This is a genomic window from Streptomyces sp. CNP082 (assembly GCF_059570535.1).
In genome coordinates this window covers 1-17,903 of the sequence record NZ_JCANSZ010000039.1, presented here as the reverse complement: position 1 = coordinate 17,903, position 17,903 = coordinate 1, and the positions used below count along the sequence as shown (strand labels likewise).

Here is a 17,903-nt window from a genome sequence, read left to right as displayed (position 1 = left end):
CGGCCTAGCGGACGAAGAACCCCGCGTCCCCGGCCAGCTCCAGGAAGTACTGCGGAGCCACGCCCAGCACCAGGGTCGCGGCCAGGCCGACGGCGATGGTGGTGACGGTGAAGGCGCTCGGCACGGCCACCGCCGGGCCCTCGGGCCGCGGCTCGCTGAAGAACATCAGCACGATGACCCGTACGTAGAAGAACGCGGCGATGGCCGACGCGATGACACCGACGACGACCAGCGGCGTCGCGCCGCCCTCCGCCGCCGCCTTGAACACCGCGAACTTCCCGGCGAAGCCGCTGGTCAGCGGGATGCCCGCGAACGCCAGCAGGAACACCGCGAAGACCGCCGCGACCAGCGGCGAACGCCGGCCGAGCCCCGCCCACTTCGACAGGTGCGTCGCCTCGCCGCCCGCGTCCCGTACCAGCGTGATGACGGCGAACGCGCCGAGCGTCACGAAGGCGTACGCGGCCAGGTAGAACAGCACCGAGGAGATGCCCTCCTCGTTGGCCGCCGTGACACCGGCGAGGATGAAGCCGGCGTGCGCGATCGAGGAGTACGCGAGCAGCCGCTTCACGTCGGTCTGGGTGATCGCGAGGATGGCGCCGATGACCATCGTGAGGATCGCCACCCCCCACATCACCGGCCGCCAGTCCCACTTCATCCCCGGCAGCACGACGTACAGCAGCCGCAGCAGCGCGCCGAACGCGGCGACCTTGGTGGCCGCGGCCATGTAGCCGGTGACGGGCGTGGGCGCGCCCTGGTAGACGTCCGGGGTCCACATGTGGAACGGCACGGCGCCGACCTTGAAGAACAGGCCGAGCAGCAGCATGGCGCCGCCGATGAGCAGCAGCGCGTCGTTGCCCATGGTGTCGGCCAGCGCCGGCGTCATGTTCTGCGGCTTGCCCGCGACGACGTCGGCGATGACGGCGTACTTCACGCTGCCCGCGTAGCCGTACAGCAGCGCGATGCCGAAGAGCAGGAACGCCGACGAGAAGGCGCCGAGCAGGAAGTACTTCACCGCCGCCTCCTGCGACATCAGCCGCTTGCGGCGGGCGACGGCGCAGAGCAGGTACAGCGGCAGGGAGAAGACCTCCAGCGCGATGAAGAGCGTCAGCAGGTCGTTCGCGGCGGGGAAGATGAGCATGCCGCCGGTCGCGAACATCAGCAGCGGGAACACCTCGGTGGTGGTGAACCCCGCCTTGACCGCGGCCTGCTCCGCCTTGCCGCCGGGCACGGCCGCGGCCTCCGCCGCGAAGGAGTCGACCTGCTTGCCGTGCGCGGCCGGGTCCAGCCGGCGCTCGGCGAAGGTGAACACCGCGAGCACGCCCACCAGCAGGATGGTGCCCTGCAGGAAGAGCGCCGGGCCGTCCACGGCCAGCGCGCCCATCGCGGCGGTCTGCGCCTCGTCGGTGCCGTGGCCGGTCGCGGCCAGCGTGATGACGGCGCCGAACGCCGCGGCCATGGCGAGCACGGCGAGCCCGACCTGCACGACGTAGCGGTGCCGCCGGGGGACGAACGCCTCGATGGCGACGCCCAGGACGGCCGCGCCGACCACGATCAGCGTGGGCGCCAGCAGGTCGTACTCGATGTGCGGCGCCTCGATCTTGTCGACGCCGTCCTGCGCCATCCACAGGCTGTGGACACCCCTACTCATGCGCGGCCTCCACAGGGTTCACGTCCGGCTCCGGGTCGGACTTCTGCACGTCGGACATGGTGTGCTCGACGGCCGGGTTGACGATCTCGGTGAGCGGCTTCGGGTACACCCCGAGGCCGATGAGCAGCGCGATCAGCGGCGCCACCACCAGCACCTCGCGCACCCGCAGGTCGGGCAGCTTCGCCACCTTCTCGGCGACCGGCCCGGTCATCGTCCGCTGGTACAGCACGAGGACGTAGATCGCGGCCAGCACTATCCCGACGGTGGCCACGATGCCGATCGCCGGGTAGCGGCTGAACGTGCCCACCAGCACCAGGAACTCGCTGACGAACGGCGCCAGACCCGGCAGCGACAAGGTGGCCAGGCCGCCGATCAGGAACGTGCCGGCGAGCACCGGCGCGACCTTCTGCACCCCGCCGTAGTCGGCGATGAGCCGCGAGCCGCGCCGGGAGATGAGGAACCCGGCGACCAGCATCAGGGCGGCGGTGGAGATGCCGTGGTTGACCATGTACAGCGTCGCGCCCGAGTGGCCCTGGCTGGTCATCGCGAAGATGCCCAGGATGATGAAGCCGAAGTGGGAGATCGAGGCGTACGCGATCAGCCGCTTGATGTCCCGCTGCCCGATGGCGAGCAGCGCGCCGTACAGGATGCTGATCACCGCCAGCACCAGCACCACCGGCGTCGCCCAGTCGCTCGCCTCCGGGAACAGCCCGAGGCAGAAGCGGAGCATCGCGAACGTGCCGACCTTGTCGACCACCGCGGTGATGAGCACGGCGACCGGGGCCGTCGACTCCCCCATCGCGTTGGGCAGCCAGGTGTGCAGCGGCCACAGCGGCGCCTTCACCGCGAAGGCGAAGAAGAAGCCGAGGAAGAGCAGCCGCTCCGTGGACGTCGACAGGTCCAGGTCGCCGTCGGCCCGCGCCCGCAGGATCTCCTGCAGCGAGAACGTGCCCGCGTCGAGCTGGTCGCTGGTGGCGGCGTACAGCCCGATGACCGCGGCCAGCATGATCAGGCCGCCGGCCAGGTTGTACAGCAGGAACTTCACGGCCGCGTACGAGCGCTGCCGCGCCGCCTCTTCCTCGCCGTGCTGGTGTGCCTTGTCCCCGAAGCCTCCGATGAGGAAGTACAGCGGGATGAGCATGGCTTCGAAGAAGATGTAGAAGAGGAAGACGTCCGTGGCCAGGAAGCTTATGATCACCATCGCTTCGACGGCCAGGATCAGCGCGAAGAAGCCCTGGGTGGGGCGCCAGCGCGAGGACGTTTTCCCGGCCGGGTCCGCGTCGTGCCAGCCCGCGAGGATGACGAACGGGATCAGCAGCGCCGTCAGCGCCACCAGCACGACGGCGATGCCGTCGACCCCCAGCTCGTATCTCACCCCGAAGTCGGCGATCCACGCCCGCGACTCGGTGAGCTGGAAGCGGTCGCCGTCCGGGTCGAACCGGACCGCGATCACCGCCGCCAGCACCAGCGTCACGAGCGAGACGCCCAGCGCGAGCACCTTGGCCAGCTCGCGCTTGGCCGCGGGCACCGCGGCGGTGGCGATCGCGCCCACGGCGGGAACAGCGGCGGTGATCGTCAGCAGCGGGAAGGAAGAATCAGCCATGGGTTCAGACCGCCCTCATCAGCAGGGTGGCGGCGATGAGCACCACCGCGCCCCCGAACATCGAGACCGCGTAGCTGCGGGCGTAGCCGTTCTGGACCCGCCGCATGCGGGCGGAGAGCCCGCCGAACGCCGCCGCGGTTCCGTTGACGATGCCGTCGACCAGCTTGTGGTCCAGGTAGACCAGGCCGCGGGTCAGGTACTCGCCGGGCTTGACCAGCGCCACGTGGTTGAAGTCGTCCTGCAGCAGGTCGCGCCGGGCGGCGCGGGTGAGCAGGGAGCCGCGCGGTACCGCGGCGGGGACCGGGCGGCGGCCGTACTGCAGCCAGGCCACCGCGACGCCGAGCACCATGCAGGCGACGGTGGCGCTGGTGACCATCCCGACGCTCAGGCCCTCCGGCAGGTGCCCGTGCTCGAAGCCGGTGACCGGCTCCAGCCAGTTGACGAACCGCTCACCGACGTCGAAGAACGCACCCGCGCCGACCGAGCCGACCGCCAGCACGATCATCGGGATCGTCATGGACTTCGGCGACTCGTGCGGGTGCGGCTCGTTGCCGTCGGCGTCCGGCTCCCAGCGCCTCTCGCCGAAGAACGTCATGAGCATCACGCGCGTCATGTAGTACGCGGTGATCGCCGCGCCCAGCAGCGCGGCGCCGCCCAGGATCCAGCCCTGCGTACCGCCCTTGGCGAACGCGGCCTCGATGATGGCGTCCTTGGAGAAGAAGCCGGACAGCCCGGGGAACCCGATGATCGCCAGATAGCCGAGGCCGAACGTGACGAACGTGACCGGCATGTACTTCCTGAGGCCCCCGTACTTGCGCATGTCGACCTCGTCGTTCATGCCGTGCATGACGGAGCCCGCGCCGAGGAAGAGCCCGGCCTTGAAGAAGCCGTGCGTCACCAGGTGCATGATCGCGAACGCGTAGCCGATCGGGCCGAGCCCGGCGGCCAGCACCATGTAGCCGATCTGCGACATCGTCGAGCCGGCCAGCGCCTTCTTGATGTCGTCCTTCGCACAACCGACGATCGCACCGAAGAGCAGCGTGACCGCGCCGACGATCGTGACGACGAGCTGCGCGTCCGGCGCCGCCTCGAAGATCGCGCCGGAGCGGACGATCAGGTAGACGCCCGCGGTCACCATCGTCGCGGCGTGGATCAGCGCGGAGACCGGCGTGGGGCCCTCCATCGCGTCGCCCAGCCAGGACTGCAGCGGCACCTGCGCCGACTTGCCGCACGCCGCGAGCAGCAGCATCAGCCCGATGGCCGTCATCCGGCCCTCGCTGGACTCGCCGACCGAGTTCATCACCGGCTCGAACGCGAAGGTGCCGAAGGTGGTGAACATCAGCATGATCGCGATGGACAGGCCGACGTCGCCGACGCGGTTGACGATGAACGCCTTCTTCGCCGCCGTCGCCGCGCTCGGCTTGTGCTGCCAGAAGCCGATCAGCAGGTACGAGGCGAGGCCGACGCCCTCCCAGCCGACGTACAGCAGGAGGAAGTTGTCCGCGAGGACGAGGATCAGCATCGCCGCGAGGAAGAGGTTCAGATAGCCGAAGAACCGGCGGCGGCGCTCGTCGTGCTCCATGTAGCCCACGGAGTACAGGTGGATGAGCGAGCCGACGCCGGTGATCAGCAGCACGAACGTCATCGAGAGCTGATCGAGCTGGAACGCCGCCTCCGCCTGGAACCCCTCGACCGGAATCCAGGTGAACAGGTGGCTGTGCAGCGCCCGCTCCTCGCCGTCCTTGCCGAGCATGTCGGCAAAGAGGGCCAGGCCGAGGACGAAGGAAGTGAAGGCCAGGGCCGTGCCGAGCCAGTGGCCCGTACGGTCCAGCCTCCGCCCGCCGCAGAGCAGCACCGCCGCGCCGAGCAGCGGCGCCGCGACGAGCAATCCGATGAGTGACTCCACTGGTGCGTCCCCTTACAGCTTCATCAAAGCGGCGTCGTCGACCGAAGCCGAGTGGCGGGAGCGGTAGAACGACACGATGATCGCCAGGCCGACCACGACTTCCGCGGCGGCGACGACCATGGTGAAGAAGGCGAGGATCTGGCCGTCGAGGTTCCCGTGCATCCGGGAGAACGTGACCAGCGCCAGGTTGCAGGCGTTCAGCATCAGCTCGATGCACATGAACACCACGATGGCGTTCCGCCTGATGAGCACCCCGGCCGCGCCGATGGTGAACAGCAGCGCGGCGAGATAAAGGTAGTTGACCGGGTTCATGACATCACCTTGTTCTCCCCCTGGGACTTCGTCCCGGGGGCGCCCCCATCTCCGCCCGCGCGGCGAAGGTCACGACACGCTGTCGGGTGCGGCTGGGCAGCCGCGCGTGCGTCGCTCACTGTCCCTCTCCCTTTCCGGCCGTGCCACCGGTGCCGGCGCTGACGGCGTTCTTGCCGTCGCCTTCGCCGGTGTCCGGTTCCAGGGCCTTGCCCTGGTAGTCGGCGGTGCGCTTCTCTATGGCCGCGAGATCCGCCAGCGCCTGCGCGGAGACGTCCCGGATCTGGCCGCGGTCGCGCAGCGTGCGGTTGACGGTCAGCTCGGACGGCGTGCCGTCGGGCAGCAGGGCCGGGATGTCCACCGCGTTGTGGCGGGCGTAGACGCCGGGCGCGGGCAGCGGCGGCACCTGGACACCGTCGCGTACGCGCTGCGCGGCCTGCTCGCGCTGGGTCGGGGTGCCCTCGGTCTTCTCGCGGTGGGTGAGGACCATGCCCGCCACCGCGGCGGTGATCAGCAGCGCGCCGGTCAGCTCGAAGGCGAAGACGTAGTCGCGGAAGATCAGCGCGGACAGCCCGTGGACGTTGCCGCCGGCGTTGGCCTCCTCAAGCCCCTCGAAGCTGCCGAGGCTCGCGTTGCCGATGCCGGCCATCAGCAGCACGCCGAAGCCGATGCCGCAGAGCATCGCCAGCCAGCGCTGGCCCTTGATGGTCTCCCTCAGCGAGTCCGCCGCGCTGATGCCGACGAGCATCAGCACGAAGAGGAAGAGCATCATGACCGCGCCGGTGTAGACGACGATCTGGACGACGCCGAGGAAGTACGCGCCGTTGGCGAGGTAGAAGACCGCCAGGATCACCATCGTCCCGGCGAGGCAGAGCGCCGAGTGCACCGCCTTCCTCATCATCACGGTGCCCAGCGCACCGGCGACGGCGAAGACGGCCAGCACCCAGAACTGGGTCGCCTCCCCGGTGGAGGTGGTGTAGCCGACCTGGGCGAGGGCGTTCATGCCTGGACTCCTTCGGCGTGCTCCGGGTCCGGCCCCTGCGCCGACTCGCCCTTGCTGACGGCGACCTGGCGTTCCGTGCCCGGGGCGGCCTCGGTGACGAGACCGCTGTAGTAGTCCTTCTCCGTCATCCCCGGGTAGATGGCGTGCGGCGAGTCGACCATGCCTTCCTGCAGGCCGGCGAGGAGCTCGTCCTTGGTGTAGATGAGCGACTCGCGGCTCTTGTCGGCCAGTTCGTACTCGTTGGTCATGGTCAGCGCCCGGGTGGGGCACGCCTCGACGCACAGCCCGCACAGGATGCAGCGCAGGTAGTTGATCTGGTAGACGCGGCCGTAGCGCTCACCCGGCGAGTAGCGCTCCTCTTCGGTGTTGTCCGCGCCCTCGACGTAGATCGCGTCCGCCGGGCAGGCCCACGCGCACAGCTCGCAGCCGATGCACTTCTCCAGCCCGTCCGGGTGCCGGTTGAGCTGGTGGCGGCCGTGGAAGCGGGGCGCCGTCGGCTTCTTGTACTCGGGGTACTGCTCGGTCAGCCGCTTCTTGAACATGGCCTTGAAGGTCACGCCGAAGCCGCCCACCGGGTTGACGAACCCCTGCTTGTCCTTCTTCTCGTCAGCCATTGTCGGCCTCCTCAGTGTCGCCTCCGGGACCGTTCGTGCCCACCAGCTCACGCTCGCGCTCGTGGCGCGAGGGACGGCGGGGCACGGGCGGGAGGGTCTGACCGGGCAGCGGCGGTACGGGATAGCCCTCCGCCATCGGGTCGAACTCCGGCTTGGGCTGGGCCGCCACGCGGGCGGCCTCCTCCTTGTCCTGGCGGTCGCGGAAGATGTCCACGACGAAGGACAGCAGCAGGATCACCAGCAGCCCGCCGGCGATGTAGAGCACGATCTCGGTGAAGTCCACGTCCTCGTTGCGCAGCGCCCGGACGGTGGCGACCAGCATCAGCCAGACCATGGAGACCGGGATGAGGACCTTCCAGCCCAGCTTCATGAACTGGTCGTAGCGCACCCGCGGGAGCGAGCCGCGCATCCACACGAAGATGAACATGCAGGCGAGCAGCTTGCCGAAGAACCAGAGCATCGGCCACCAGCCGGTGTTGGCGCCCTCCCACACGCTGCTGATCGGTGCGGGCGCGCGCCAGCCGCCGAGGAAGAGCGTGACGCCCACCGCGGACAGCGTGATCATGTGCACGTACTCGGTGAGCATGAACAGCGCGAACTTGATCGACGAGTACTCGGTGGAGTACCCGGAGACCAGGTCGCCCTCGGACTCCGGCATGTCGAAGGGCAGCCGGTGCGCCTCGCCGATCATCGAGACGATGTAGACGAGGAACGAGACCGGCAGCAGTACCCCGAACCAGCGGTCGTCCTGAGCCGCGACGATCTCCGAGGTCGACAGCGACCCGGAGTAGAGGAACACCGCGGCGAACGACAGGCCCAGCGCGACCTCGTACGAGATCACCTGGGCCGTCGCGCGGACACCGCCGAGCAGCGGGTACGTCGAGTTGGACGCCCAGCCGGCGAGGACCACGCCGTAGGCCCCGATGGACGCGGTGGCCAGCACGAACAGCATGGCGACCGGGAGGTCGGTGAGCTGCAGCGCGGTGCGCTCCCCGAAGATCGACACCTGGTTGTCGGCCGGGCCGAAGGGGATGACCGCGATGGCCATGAAGGCGGGGACGGTGGCGATGATCGGCGCCAGGATGTAGACGAACTTGTCGGCGCCCTTGGGGATGATGTCCTCTTTGAACATCAGCTTCATGCCGTCGAAGAGCGACTGCAGCAGGCCCCAGGGACCGTGCCGGTTCGGGCCGATGCGCAACTGCATCCAGCCCAGCACCTTGCGCTCCATGACGATGGCCGCGAGGACCATCACCACCAGGAACGCGAAGCAGAAGACCGCCTTGAGGAGGATGAGCCACCAGGGGTCGCCCCCGAAGTAGCCGAGATCCTCCGCGGCGAGGACGCTCGCGCCGTGCGCCGCTGGTGCGCTTGCGATCACCGTCGTACCTCCGTCGTATACGCAGCTACGCAGGTTCGCGTCCGCATCGAAGTCACGCTTCGACCTCCTTGGATACGGCGGAAACCTGGACCAGGTCGCCGGGGTTCGCGCCCGTGGCCGCCGTCACGCCGGGGGTCGCCGACTGCAGTGGCAGCCACACGACCTGATCGGGCAGCTCCGCCGTGACCCGCAGCGGGAACGTCACCGTGCCGGCCGGGCCGGTGACCGCAAGCGGGTCGCCGTCGGCGACGCCGGTGGCCTGGGCGGTGGCGGGCGACAGCCGGGCCGCCGCCTCGTGGCGGGTGGCGGCCAGGGCGTCGTCGCCCTCCTGCAGCCGGCCCTCGTCGAGCAGCAGCCGGTGGCCCGCGAGCACCGCCTCGCCGGCGCCGGGCTGCGGCAGCGGCGCGGCCCGCTCGTCCGGCGGCACGGGGCGCGCGCCGGCGGTGCGGATGCCGAGGCGGTCCAGCTCGGCCCGTGCCGTACGGGCGTCGGGCAGGCCCAGGTGGACGTCGAGGGCGTCAGCGAGCATGTGCAGCACCCGCTGGTCGGCGGGCGCGACGCGGCGGGTCATCTGGTCCGGCTTCAGCGCGGCCTCGAACGGCCGGGGGCGGCCTTCCCAGTTGAGGTACGTGCCCTGCTTCTCGGCGACGGCGGCCACCGGGAAGACCACGTCGGCCCGCTCGGTGACCTCGCTGGGCCGCTGCTCCAGGCTGACCACGAACTCCGCCCGGTCCAGCGCCTCGCGGGCCTTCGCCGGGTCCGGCAGGTCGCTGACCTGGACGCCGCCGACGAGCAGCGCGCCGATGTCACCGGCCGCCGCCGCGTCGAGGATCCCGCCGGTGTCGCGGCCCGCCGCGTGCGGCAGTTCCGCCAGGCCCCAGGCGGCGGCGGTCTCGCGGCGCGCCTCGGTGTCGGTGGCGGGCCGGCCGCCGGGCAGCATCCCGGGCAGCGCGCCGGTCTCGATCGCCCCGCGCTCGCCGGCGCGGCGCGGGATCCAGGCGAGGGTGGCGCCGGTGGCCTCCGCGGTGCGTACCACGGCGGACAGCGCGCCGCGTACCCCCGCCAGCCGCTCGCCGACGAGGATCACCGCGCCCTCCTGGCGCAGCGCGTCGGACGCGGCCTTGCCGTCCTCGCCGAGGCCGGCGCCGGAGCCGAGGGCGTCGAGCCAGCTCGGTTCGGTGCCGGGGGCGGCCGGCAGCAGCGTGCCGCCGGCCTTCGTCAGGCCCCGGGTGGCGAAGGGGGCGATGGCGTAGACCTTCAGGCCCTTCTTCCGCCACGCCTTGCGCAGCCGGAGGAAGACGCCGGGCGCCTCCTCCTCGGCCTCCAGGCCGGCGAGCAGCACCGCGGGCGCCTTCTCCAGGTCGCCGTAGGTGATGCCGCGTCCGCTGCCGGCGATCCGCGCGGCCAGGAACTCCGTCTCCTCGGCGCTGTGCACCCGGGCGCGGAAGTCGATGTCGTTGGTGTCGAGCCCGACGCGCGCGAACTTCGCGTACGCGTAGGAGTCCTCCAGCGTCAGCCGCCCGCCGGTGAGCACTCCCGCCCGGCCGCGGGCCGCCGCCAGGCCGGTGGCCGCGACGCGCAGCGCCTCGGGCCAGCTCGCCGGCTGCAGTTCACCGTTCTCGTCGCGGACCAGCGGGTGGGTGAGCCGGTCGGGGAGCTGCGCGTAGCGGAAGCCGAAGCGGCCCTTGTCGCACATCCACTCCTCGTTGACCTCGGGGTCGTTGTCGGCGAGCCGCCGCATGACCTTGCCGCGGCGGTGGTCGGTGCGGGTGGCGCAGCCGCCGGCGCAGTGCTCGCAGACGGTCGGCGAGGAGACCAGGTCGAAGGGGCGCGAGCGGAAGCGGTACATCGTCGAGGTGAGTGCGCCGACCGGGCAGATCTGGATGGTGTTGCCCGAGAAGTACGACTCGAAGGGCACGCCCTCGCCCGTACCGACCTGCTGGAGCGCGCCGCGCTCCAGCAGCTCGATCATCGGGTCGCCCGCGACCTGGTTGGAGAACCGGGTGCAGCGCGCGCACAGCACGCAGCGCTCGCGGTCGAGCAGCACCTGCGCCGAGATCGGCACGGGCTTTTCGAAGGTGCGCTTCTGGCCGTCGAAGCGGCTCTCGGCCTGCCCGGCGGACATCGCCTGGTTCTGCAGCGGGCACTCGCCGCCCTTGTCGCAGACCGGGCAGTCCAGCGGGTGGTTGATGAGCAGCAGCTCCATGACGCCGCGCTGCGACTTCTCGGCGACGTCGGAGGTGAGCTGCGTCTTGACCACCATCCCGTCGGTGCAGGTGATGGTGCAGGACGCCGACGGCTTGCGCTGGCCCTCGATCTCGACGATGCACTGCCGGCAGGCGCCGACCGGGTCGAGCAGCGGGTGGTCGCAGAACCGCGGGACCTCGATGCCGAGTTGCTCGGCGGCCCGGATGACCAGGGTGCCCTTGGGCACGCTGACCTCGACGCCGTCGATGGTCAGCGTGACCATGTTCTCCGGAGCGACAGGCTTCTCGGGCGCCTTCTCCGGCTCCGTGACGGTCACGCGGTCACCTCCTGGTGGGTCGTGGAGCCGGGGGTGTCGGCCCAGGCGGTGGATCTGGCCGGGTCAAAGGGGCAGCCGCCGCCGTTGATGTGCTGCTCGTACTCCTCGCGGAAGTACTTCAGCGAGGAGAAGATCGGCGCGGCGGAGCCGTCGCCGAGGGCGCAGAACGACTTGCCGTTGACGTTGTCGGCGATGTCGTTGAGCTTGTCGAGGTCGTCCAGCGCGCCCTTGCCCGCCTCGATGTCGCGGAGGAGCTGGACCATCCAGTACGTGCCCTCGCGGCAGGGCGTGCACTTGCCGCAGGACTCGTGCTCGTAGAACTCGGTCCAGCGGGTGACGGCCCGCACCACGCAGGTCGTCTCGTCGAAGCACTGCAGCGCCTTGGTGCCGAGCATGGAGCCGGCGCCGCCGACGCCCTCGTAGTCGAGGGGGACGTCCAGGTGCTCGGCGGTGAGCATCGGGGTGGACGAGCCGCCGGGGGTCCAGAACTTCAGCCGGTGGCCGGGGCGCATGCCGCCGCCCATGTCGAGCAGTTGGCGCAGCGTGATGCCGAGCGGCGCCTCGTACTGGCCGGGGCGGGCGACGTGGCCGGAGAGGGAGTACAGCGTGAAGCCCGGGGACTTCTCACTGCCCATCGTGCGGAACCACTCCTTGCCCTTGTTCATGATCGAGGGAACAGAGGCGATGGACTCGACGTTGTTCACCACAGTGGGGCACGCGTACAGGCCCTCGACGGCGGGGAAGGGAGGACGCAGCCGGGGCTGCCCGCGGCGGCCCTCCAGCGAGTCGAGCAGCGCGGTCTCCTCGCCGCAGATGTACGCGCCGGCGCCGGCGTGCACCGTGACGTCCAGGTCGAGTCCGGAACCGAGGATGTTCTTGCCGAGGAAGCCGGCGGCGTACGCCTCCCGGACGGCCTCGTGCAGCCTGCGCAGCACCGGCACGACCTCGCCGCGCAGGTAGATGAACGCGTGGTTGGACCGGAACGCGTGACAGGCGATGACGATGCCCTCGATGAGGGAGTGCGGGTTGGCGAAGAGCAGCGGGATGTCCTTGCAGGTGCCCGGCTCCGACTCGTCGGCGTTGACGACGAGGTAGTGCGGCTTGCCGTCGCCCTGCGGGATGAACTGCCACTTCATGCCGGTGGGGAAGCCGGCGCCGCCGCGACCGCGCAGACCGGCGTCCTTGACGTACGCGATGACGTCGTCGGGCGGCATCGCGAGCGCCTTGCGCAGGCCCTCGTAGCCCTCGTTACGGCGGTACGTCTCCAGGGTCCAGGACTCGGGGTGGTCCCAGAAGGCGGAGAGCACCGGGGTCAGCAGCTTCTCCGGCGAGTCGACGGTCATCACGCGCCCTTTCCTTCACCGTCTCGCGGCCCGACGACCCGACCCGGGCCCGGTGCCGTTTCGCCCTTGGCCATGCGCAGCCCGGCGAGCGAGGCGGGGCCCGCGCCGCCGGACTCGGCGACGGCGCCGGCGCGTTCGTCGGGGAAGCCGGCCAGTATGCGGGCCGTCTCCTTGAACGTGCACAGCTTCGCGCCGCGGGTGGGGTGCACGTCGTTGCCGGCGCGCAGGTCGTCCACGAGCCGCTTGGCGGACTCGGGCGTCTGGTTGTCGAAGAACTCCCAGTTGACCATCACCACGGGGGCGAAGTCGCAGGCGGCGTTGCACTCGATGTGCTCCAGGGTGACCTTGCCGTCCTCGGTGGTCTCCTGGTTGCCGACGCCCAGGTACTCCTGCAGCTCCGCGAAGATGGCGTCGCCGCCCATGACCGCGCAGAGCGTGTTGGTGCAGACCCCGACCTGGTAGTCGCCGGAGGGCTTGCGCCGGTACATGGTGTAGAAGGTGGCGACCGCGGTCACCTCGGCGGCGGTCAGGTCGAGCATCTCGGCGCAGAACTGCATGCCGGTGCGGGTGACGTGGCCCTCTTCCGACTGCACCAGGTGCAGCATCGGCAGCAGCGCGGAGCGGCTGTCCGGATAGCGGGCGATGATCTCCCCGGCGTCCGCGGCCAGCCGCTCGCGCACCTCGGCCGGGTAGTCCGGGGCCGGCAGTTGGGGCATGCCCAGCGAGACGGCCGCCTGGCTCCCCGGGTCGCGTTCTGCTGTCGTCATCGGTCGACGCCTCCCAGCACCGGGTCGAGCGACGCGATCGCCACGATCACGTCGGCAACCTGGCCGCCCTCGGTCATGGCCGCGATGGCCTGCAGGTTCACGAACGACGGCTCGCGGAAGTGCACCCGGAACGGGCGGGTGGCGCCGTCGCTGACGGCGTGGACGCCCAGTTCGCCCTTGGGGGACTCCACCGCCACGTACGCCTGCCCCGGCGGCACCCGGAAGCCCTCGGTGACCAGCTTGAAGTGGTGGATCAGGGCCTCCATCGAGGTGCCCATGATGTTCTTGATGTGATCCAGCGAGTTGCCGAGGCCGTCGGGGCCCAGCGCGAGCTGGGCGGGCCAGGCGATCTTCTTGTCGGCGACCATCACCGGGCCCGGCTCCAGCCGGTCCACGCACTGCTCGACGATCCGCAGTGACTGGCGCATCTCCTCCAGCCTTATGAGGAAGCGGCCGTAGGCGTCGGCGGTGTCGGCGGTGGGGACGTCGAAGTCGTACGTCTCGTAGCCGCAGTACGGGTCCGTCTTGCGCAGGTCGTGCGGCAGCCCGGTGGCGCGCAGCACCGGGCCCGTGATGCCCAGGGACATGCAGCCGGCCAGGTCCAGGTGCGCGATGCCCTGCATCCGGGCCTTGAACGCCGGGTTGTTGGTGGCCAGCTTGTCGTACTCCGGGAAGTTCTTGCGGAGCGTCCTGACCGTCTCCCTTATCGAGTCCACCGCGCCCGGGGGCAGGTCCTGGGCGAGGCCGCCGGGGCGGATGAACGCGTGGTTCATCCGCAGGCCGGTGATCAGCTCGAACAGGTCGAGGACCAGCTCGCGGTCGCGGAAGCCGTAGATCATGACCGTGGTGGCGCCCAGCTCCATGCCGCCGGTGGCGATGGCCACCAGGTGGGAGGAGATCCGGTTCAGCTCCATCAGCAGCACCCGGATGACCGTGGCCCGGTCGGGCACGTCGTCGGTGATGCCGAGCAGCTTCTCGACCGCCATGCAGTACGCGGCCTCGTTGAAGAACGAGGTCAGGTAGTCCATGCGGGTCACGAAGGTGGAGCCCTGGGTCCAGGTGCGGTACTCGAGGTTCTTCTCGATGCCCGTGTGCAGGTAGCCGATCCCGCACCGGCACTCCGTCACGGTCTCGCCGTCGATCTCCAGGATGAGCCGCAGCACGCCGTGGGTGGACGGGTGCTGGGGGCCCATGTTGACGACGATCCGCTCGTCGTCGGCCCGGTGCACCGACTCGACGACCTCGTCCCAGTCGCCGCCGGTGACGGTGTAGACGGTGCCCTCGGTGGTCTCCCGGGCCGCCCCGGTCGCGTGGGTGGTGCTCATCGGTACGACCTCCGCTGGTCGGGAGCCGGGATCTGGGCGCCCTTGTACTCGACGGGGATGCCGCCGAGGGGGTAGTCCTTGCGCTGCGGATGGCCCTGCCAGTCGTCGGGCATGAAGATCCGGGTCAGCGCCGGGTGGCCGTCGAAGACGATGCCGAAGAAGTCGTAGACCTCGCGCTCGTGCCAGTCGTTCGTCGGGTAGACGTCCACGACGGACGGGATGCGCGGGTCGGCGTCGGGCGTGCTGGTCTCGATCCGGAGGAGCCGGGTGTGGGTGAGCGAGCGCAGGTGGTACACGGCGTGCAGCTCGCGGCCCTTGTCGTCGGGGTAGTGCACGCCGGAGACGCCGGTACACAGCTCGAAGCGCAGCGCCGGGTCGTCGCGCAGGGTCCGCAGCACGCGCGGCAGGTACTGGCGGTCGACGTGGAAGGTCAGCTCGCCGCGGTCGACGACGGTCTTCTCGATGACGTTCTCGGGGACCAGCCCCTGCTCCTCAAGGGCGCCCTCCAGCTCGTCGGCGACCTCGTCGAACCAGCCGCCGTACGGCCGTACGGACTCGCCGGGCAGCCGGACGCTGCGCACCAGCCCGCCGTAGCCGGAGGTGTCGCCGCCGTTGACGGCGCCGAACATGCCGCGCTGGACGCGGATGGTCTCGCCGTGGTCGCCGCGCCGCCCCGGCAGGTTCTCGGCGTTCACGTCCTGGTCGGGGTTGACCCCGTCCGTGCTCTCCGCACTCACCGGAGAAGACCCTTCATCTCGATCGTCGGCAGCGCCTTCATCGCGGCCTCCTCGGCCTCCCGGGCCGCCTCCTCGCGGTTCACGCCGATCTTGTCGTGGCGGATCTTCTCGTGCAGCTTGAGGATCGCGTCCAGGAGCATCTCGGGGCGCGGCGGGCAGCCGGGCAGGTAGATGTCGACCGGCACGACGTGGTCGACGCCCTGCACGATCGCGTAGTTGTTGAACATGCCGCCGGACGAGGCGCAGACGCCCATGGAGATGACCCACTTGGGGTTCGGCATCTGGTCGTACACCTGGCGGAGCACCGGCGCCATCTTCTGGCTCACCCGACCGGCGACGATCATCAGGTCGGCCTGGCGGGGCGAGCCTCGGAAGACCTCCATGCCGAAGCGCGCCAGGTCGTAGCGGCCGGCGCCGGCGGTCATCATCTCGAACGCGCAGCAGGCCAGGCCGAACGTCGCGGGGAAGACCGACGACTTGCGTGACAGCCCTGCGAGTTCCTCGACCGTACTCAGGATGAACCCGCTCGGGAGCTTTTCCTCAAGTCCCATTCGTGGTGCCTCCTAGTCCCATTCCAGTCCGCCGCGCCGCCACACGTAGGCGTAGGCGACGAAGACAGTGAGCACGAAGAGCAGCATCTCCACGAGCCCGAAGATCCCCAGGGCGTCGAAGGAGACGGCCCAGGGGTAGAGGAAGACGATCTCGATGTCGAAGACGATGAACAGCATCGCCGTCAGGTAGTACTTGACCGGGAAGCGACCGCCGCCGGCCGGCCCCGGCGTCGGCTCGATGCCGCACTCGTAGGCGTCGAGCTTGGCCCGGTTGTAGCGCTTGGGACCCACGAGCGCCGCCGTGACCACGGAGAACACCGCGAAGGCCGCCGCAATGGCTCCGAGCACGAGGATCGGCGTGTATTGGTTCACCGCTGCCCCGCTCCTCTCCAGTCGACGATGACTGCCTGCCAGTCCACACCGGACTCGCGTTCCCGCCCCACCAAGATCACGTACATGTGAGGCAGTTCACAAGCCCTACTGATGGGCATCTTATGCCCCCTGGCCTGTGATCTGTGACACCGGGGTCCCCTTCGACTTCGTGATCCTTACCACCCGGGGACCGGCCGGACGGGCGAATGCCGACGGGGCGGGTCACGCGGCGCGATGCGATGATCACCGGATCGCTGCTGCCGCCATGAAGCTGCAGGTCAGCGAGGTGGCAGTGGAGAGCTCCGGGTACGGGGATTTCACCGGGGCCGGCGGGAGGCGAATTCGAGCGCCCGCACGCTCAAGTGATATTCGAGCGTCCTGCGGCGTGCGTACGCGCCTTCGGCCGTCCCCGCGGGGAGCACGCGCCGCGGAAACGGATCCGAGTGATGTGGGCCACAGCACGAGTTCGGAGCGGGAGCCGTTGCTTGGCTTGCGGCGGAAGAAATGATAACCGTCCGGCAACGTTCGGCGGCCGGCCCAAATCCCGTGCGTATCGCGCAGGTAACGACGCGCGGGCCGCCCGGCACCGGTCATCGCTCGGGGAACAGACCACTCAAATGCCTCATTTCGCAGGCCGGCGCGCCAAGTGTGGCGCATCCCACGACTGTTGAAACACGGACCTTACGCCTGATAGCGCTGGTGTTCATGTCCCGTAAACCGCACATACCCAGCCACCGGAAACCCCGGCGCCGGCAGACCCCCGCGTGGGTCGTCCGCACCGGAGTCGCCGGTGGCGCCCTCGGCACGATGGTCGCGACGGCGGCGTCCGCTCCCGCCCTCGCCGACTCCAGCAGGACGGCCGGGTCGACGGCCACCGAGTCGACCGCAGAACTCCCCGCCGTGAACGTGAGCACGGCGCTCGCCACCGGCGTCGAGCAGAGCGCCGACGCCACCCAGACCGCGGCCCTGCGCCTCGAACTGCGCACGGACGCGGAGGAGGCCGCCGACGACGCCCGTAAGGCGGCGGCGAAGGCCAAGAAGAAGGCGGAGGCCCGCGAGGCCGCCGAGGAGCGCGCCCGCGAGCAGGCGGCAGCCCGCGCCGCGGAGCGCGAAGAACTCGCCACGGCCGCCGCACCCGCCGCCGACTCCGCCCCGGCCGCCGAGACCCCCGCGGCGGCCCCGGCCGCGTCGGGCAGCGTCGGCACGGTGCTGGACTTCCTCAACGCCCAGGTCGGCAGGGCGTATGTCCTGGGCGGCACAGGCCCGTCCTCGTACGACTGCTCGGGCCTGACCCAGGCGGCGTTCCGCACCGTGGGCGTGGAACTCCCCCGCACGGCCGCGGAGCAGTCCACGGTCGGCACCCCGGTCGCGGTCTCCGACGTCCAGCCGGGCGACCTGGTCTTCTGGGGCGGCACTGGCTCGGCGTACCACGTGGCCGTGTACATCGGCGACGGCAAGTACCTGGACGCGGCCAACCCGTCGAAGGGCGTGGTGATCCAGGAAATGTCGTACTACATGCCCACCTCGGCCGCCAGGGTCCTCTGAGCCCGTATCGGCACGACACGAGAGCCCCCCGCCGGTGGCGACGCTGTTGGTTAATCCGCCCCGCTGGATCTCATCCAGCGGGGCGGAGTGCTGCGAAGGGTGAGACGCGGGTGCGGGCGAGGGGCCTGCCGGTGAGCCAGGCGTCGATGCGGGCGAGGTTGATGGCGGCGCCGGTGAAGTGGTGCTGGAGCCGGGTCTTGGCGAGGCCGCGGTAGCGGGATCTGCGCAGGCCGAAGGCTTGGACGCCCTGGGAGATGGTGCCCTCGACGCCAGCG

Annotated in this window: 16 protein-coding genes; 1 reads left to right on the top strand and 15 read right to left on the bottom strand. The window is 70.3% G+C overall.

What is annotated here, in order from left to right; all coding sequences use genetic code 11:
• Positions 1 to 4 precede the first annotated feature (4 nt).
• From nuoN to B124_RS26060, 14 genes are all read right to left on the bottom strand, one after another.
• Entirely contained in the window at positions 5 to 1,648 is a 1,644-nt protein-coding gene (gene nuoN / locus B124_RS26125) for an NADH-quinone oxidoreductase subunit NuoN (protein ID WP_496505408.1), read from the bottom strand.
• On the bottom strand, positions 1,641 to 3,251 hold the full coding sequence (locus tag B124_RS26120) for an NADH-quinone oxidoreductase subunit M (RefSeq protein WP_496505407.1): 1,611 nt from the start codon (positions 3,249 to 3,251) through the stop codon (positions 1,641 to 1,643). Before B124_RS26120 ends, nuoN begins: the two co-directional genes overlap by 8 nt.
• 4 nt (positions 3,252 to 3,255) lie before the next feature.
• Entirely contained in the window at positions 3,256 to 5,157 is a 1,902-nt protein-coding gene (gene nuoL, locus B124_RS26115; protein ID WP_496505406.1) for an NADH-quinone oxidoreductase subunit L, read from the bottom strand.
• A gap of 12 nt (positions 5,158 to 5,169) precedes the next feature.
• Positions 5,170 to 5,469, bottom strand: a complete 300-nt coding sequence (gene nuoK / locus B124_RS26110) for an NADH-quinone oxidoreductase subunit NuoK (RefSeq protein ID WP_496505405.1) — start codon at positions 5,467 to 5,469, stop codon at positions 5,170 to 5,172.
• 115 nt (positions 5,470 to 5,584) lie between these two features.
• On the bottom strand, positions 5,585 to 6,469 hold the full coding sequence (locus B124_RS26105) for an NADH-quinone oxidoreductase subunit J (protein WP_496505404.1): 885 nt from the start codon (positions 6,467 to 6,469) through the stop codon (positions 5,585 to 5,587).
• Positions 6,466 to 7,083: an NADH-quinone oxidoreductase subunit NuoI gene (nuoI, locus tag B124_RS26100; RefSeq protein WP_496505403.1), complete on the bottom strand. Its 618-nt coding sequence runs from the start codon at positions 7,081 to 7,083 to the stop codon at positions 6,466 to 6,468. Before nuoI ends, B124_RS26105 begins: the two co-directional genes overlap by 4 nt.
• Positions 7,076 to 8,464, bottom strand: a complete 1,389-nt coding sequence (gene nuoH, locus B124_RS26095; RefSeq protein ID WP_496505402.1) for an NADH-quinone oxidoreductase subunit NuoH — start codon at positions 8,462 to 8,464, stop codon at positions 7,076 to 7,078. Before nuoH ends, nuoI begins: the two co-directional genes overlap by 8 nt.
• Positions 8,465 to 8,516: 52 nt before the next feature.
• Positions 8,517 to 10,988 carry an NADH-quinone oxidoreductase subunit G gene (locus B124_RS26090; RefSeq protein WP_496505401.1) on the bottom strand — a complete coding sequence of 824 codons (2,472 nt, stop codon included), beginning with the start codon at positions 10,986 to 10,988 and terminating at the stop codon, positions 8,517 to 8,519.
• Positions 10,985 to 12,331 carry an NADH-quinone oxidoreductase subunit NuoF gene (nuoF, locus tag B124_RS26085; RefSeq protein WP_496505400.1) on the bottom strand — a complete coding sequence of 449 codons (1,347 nt, stop codon included), beginning with the start codon at positions 12,329 to 12,331 and terminating at the stop codon, positions 10,985 to 10,987. The genes B124_RS26090 and nuoF overlap by 4 nt, the downstream gene beginning before the upstream one ends.
• Positions 12,331 to 13,047: an NADH-quinone oxidoreductase subunit NuoE gene (gene nuoE / locus B124_RS26080; protein ID WP_496505458.1), complete on the bottom strand. Its 717-nt coding sequence runs from the start codon at positions 13,045 to 13,047 to the stop codon at positions 12,331 to 12,333. The genes nuoF and nuoE overlap by 1 nt, the downstream gene beginning before the upstream one ends.
• Before the next feature lie 47 nt (positions 13,048 to 13,094).
• Positions 13,095 to 14,423 (bottom strand): NADH-quinone oxidoreductase subunit D, encoded by a 1,329-nt coding sequence (locus B124_RS26075; protein ID WP_496505399.1) that lies wholly within the window; start codon positions 14,421 to 14,423, stop codon positions 13,095 to 13,097.
• Positions 14,420 to 15,160 (bottom strand): NADH-quinone oxidoreductase subunit C, encoded by a 741-nt coding sequence (locus B124_RS26070; protein WP_496505398.1) that lies wholly within the window; start codon positions 15,158 to 15,160, stop codon positions 14,420 to 14,422. Before B124_RS26070 ends, B124_RS26075 begins: the two co-directional genes overlap by 4 nt.
• Positions 15,157 to 15,711 (bottom strand): NuoB/complex I 20 kDa subunit family protein, encoded by a 555-nt coding sequence (locus B124_RS26065; protein WP_496505397.1) that lies wholly within the window; start codon positions 15,709 to 15,711, stop codon positions 15,157 to 15,159. Before B124_RS26065 ends, B124_RS26070 begins: the two co-directional genes overlap by 4 nt.
• Positions 15,712 to 15,723: 12 nt before the next feature.
• Complete coding sequence (locus B124_RS26060) at positions 15,724 to 16,083, bottom strand: NADH-quinone oxidoreductase subunit A (RefSeq protein WP_496505396.1); 360 nt, start codon at positions 16,081 to 16,083, stop codon at positions 15,724 to 15,726.
• 807 nt (positions 16,084 to 16,890) lie between these two features.
• On the opposite strand from B124_RS26060, the gene B124_RS26055 reads away from it, so the two are divergent.
• Positions 16,891 to 17,628: a C40 family peptidase gene (locus B124_RS26055; RefSeq protein WP_496505457.1), complete on the top strand. Its 738-nt coding sequence runs from the start codon at positions 16,891 to 16,893 to the stop codon at positions 17,626 to 17,628.
• A gap of 70 nt (positions 17,629 to 17,698) precedes the next feature.
• Here B124_RS26055 and B124_RS26050 read toward each other — a convergent pair.
• Positions 17,699 to 17,903 (bottom strand): transposase (locus tag B124_RS26050; protein WP_496505395.1); only part of this gene is annotated, 205 nt, incomplete at its 5' end.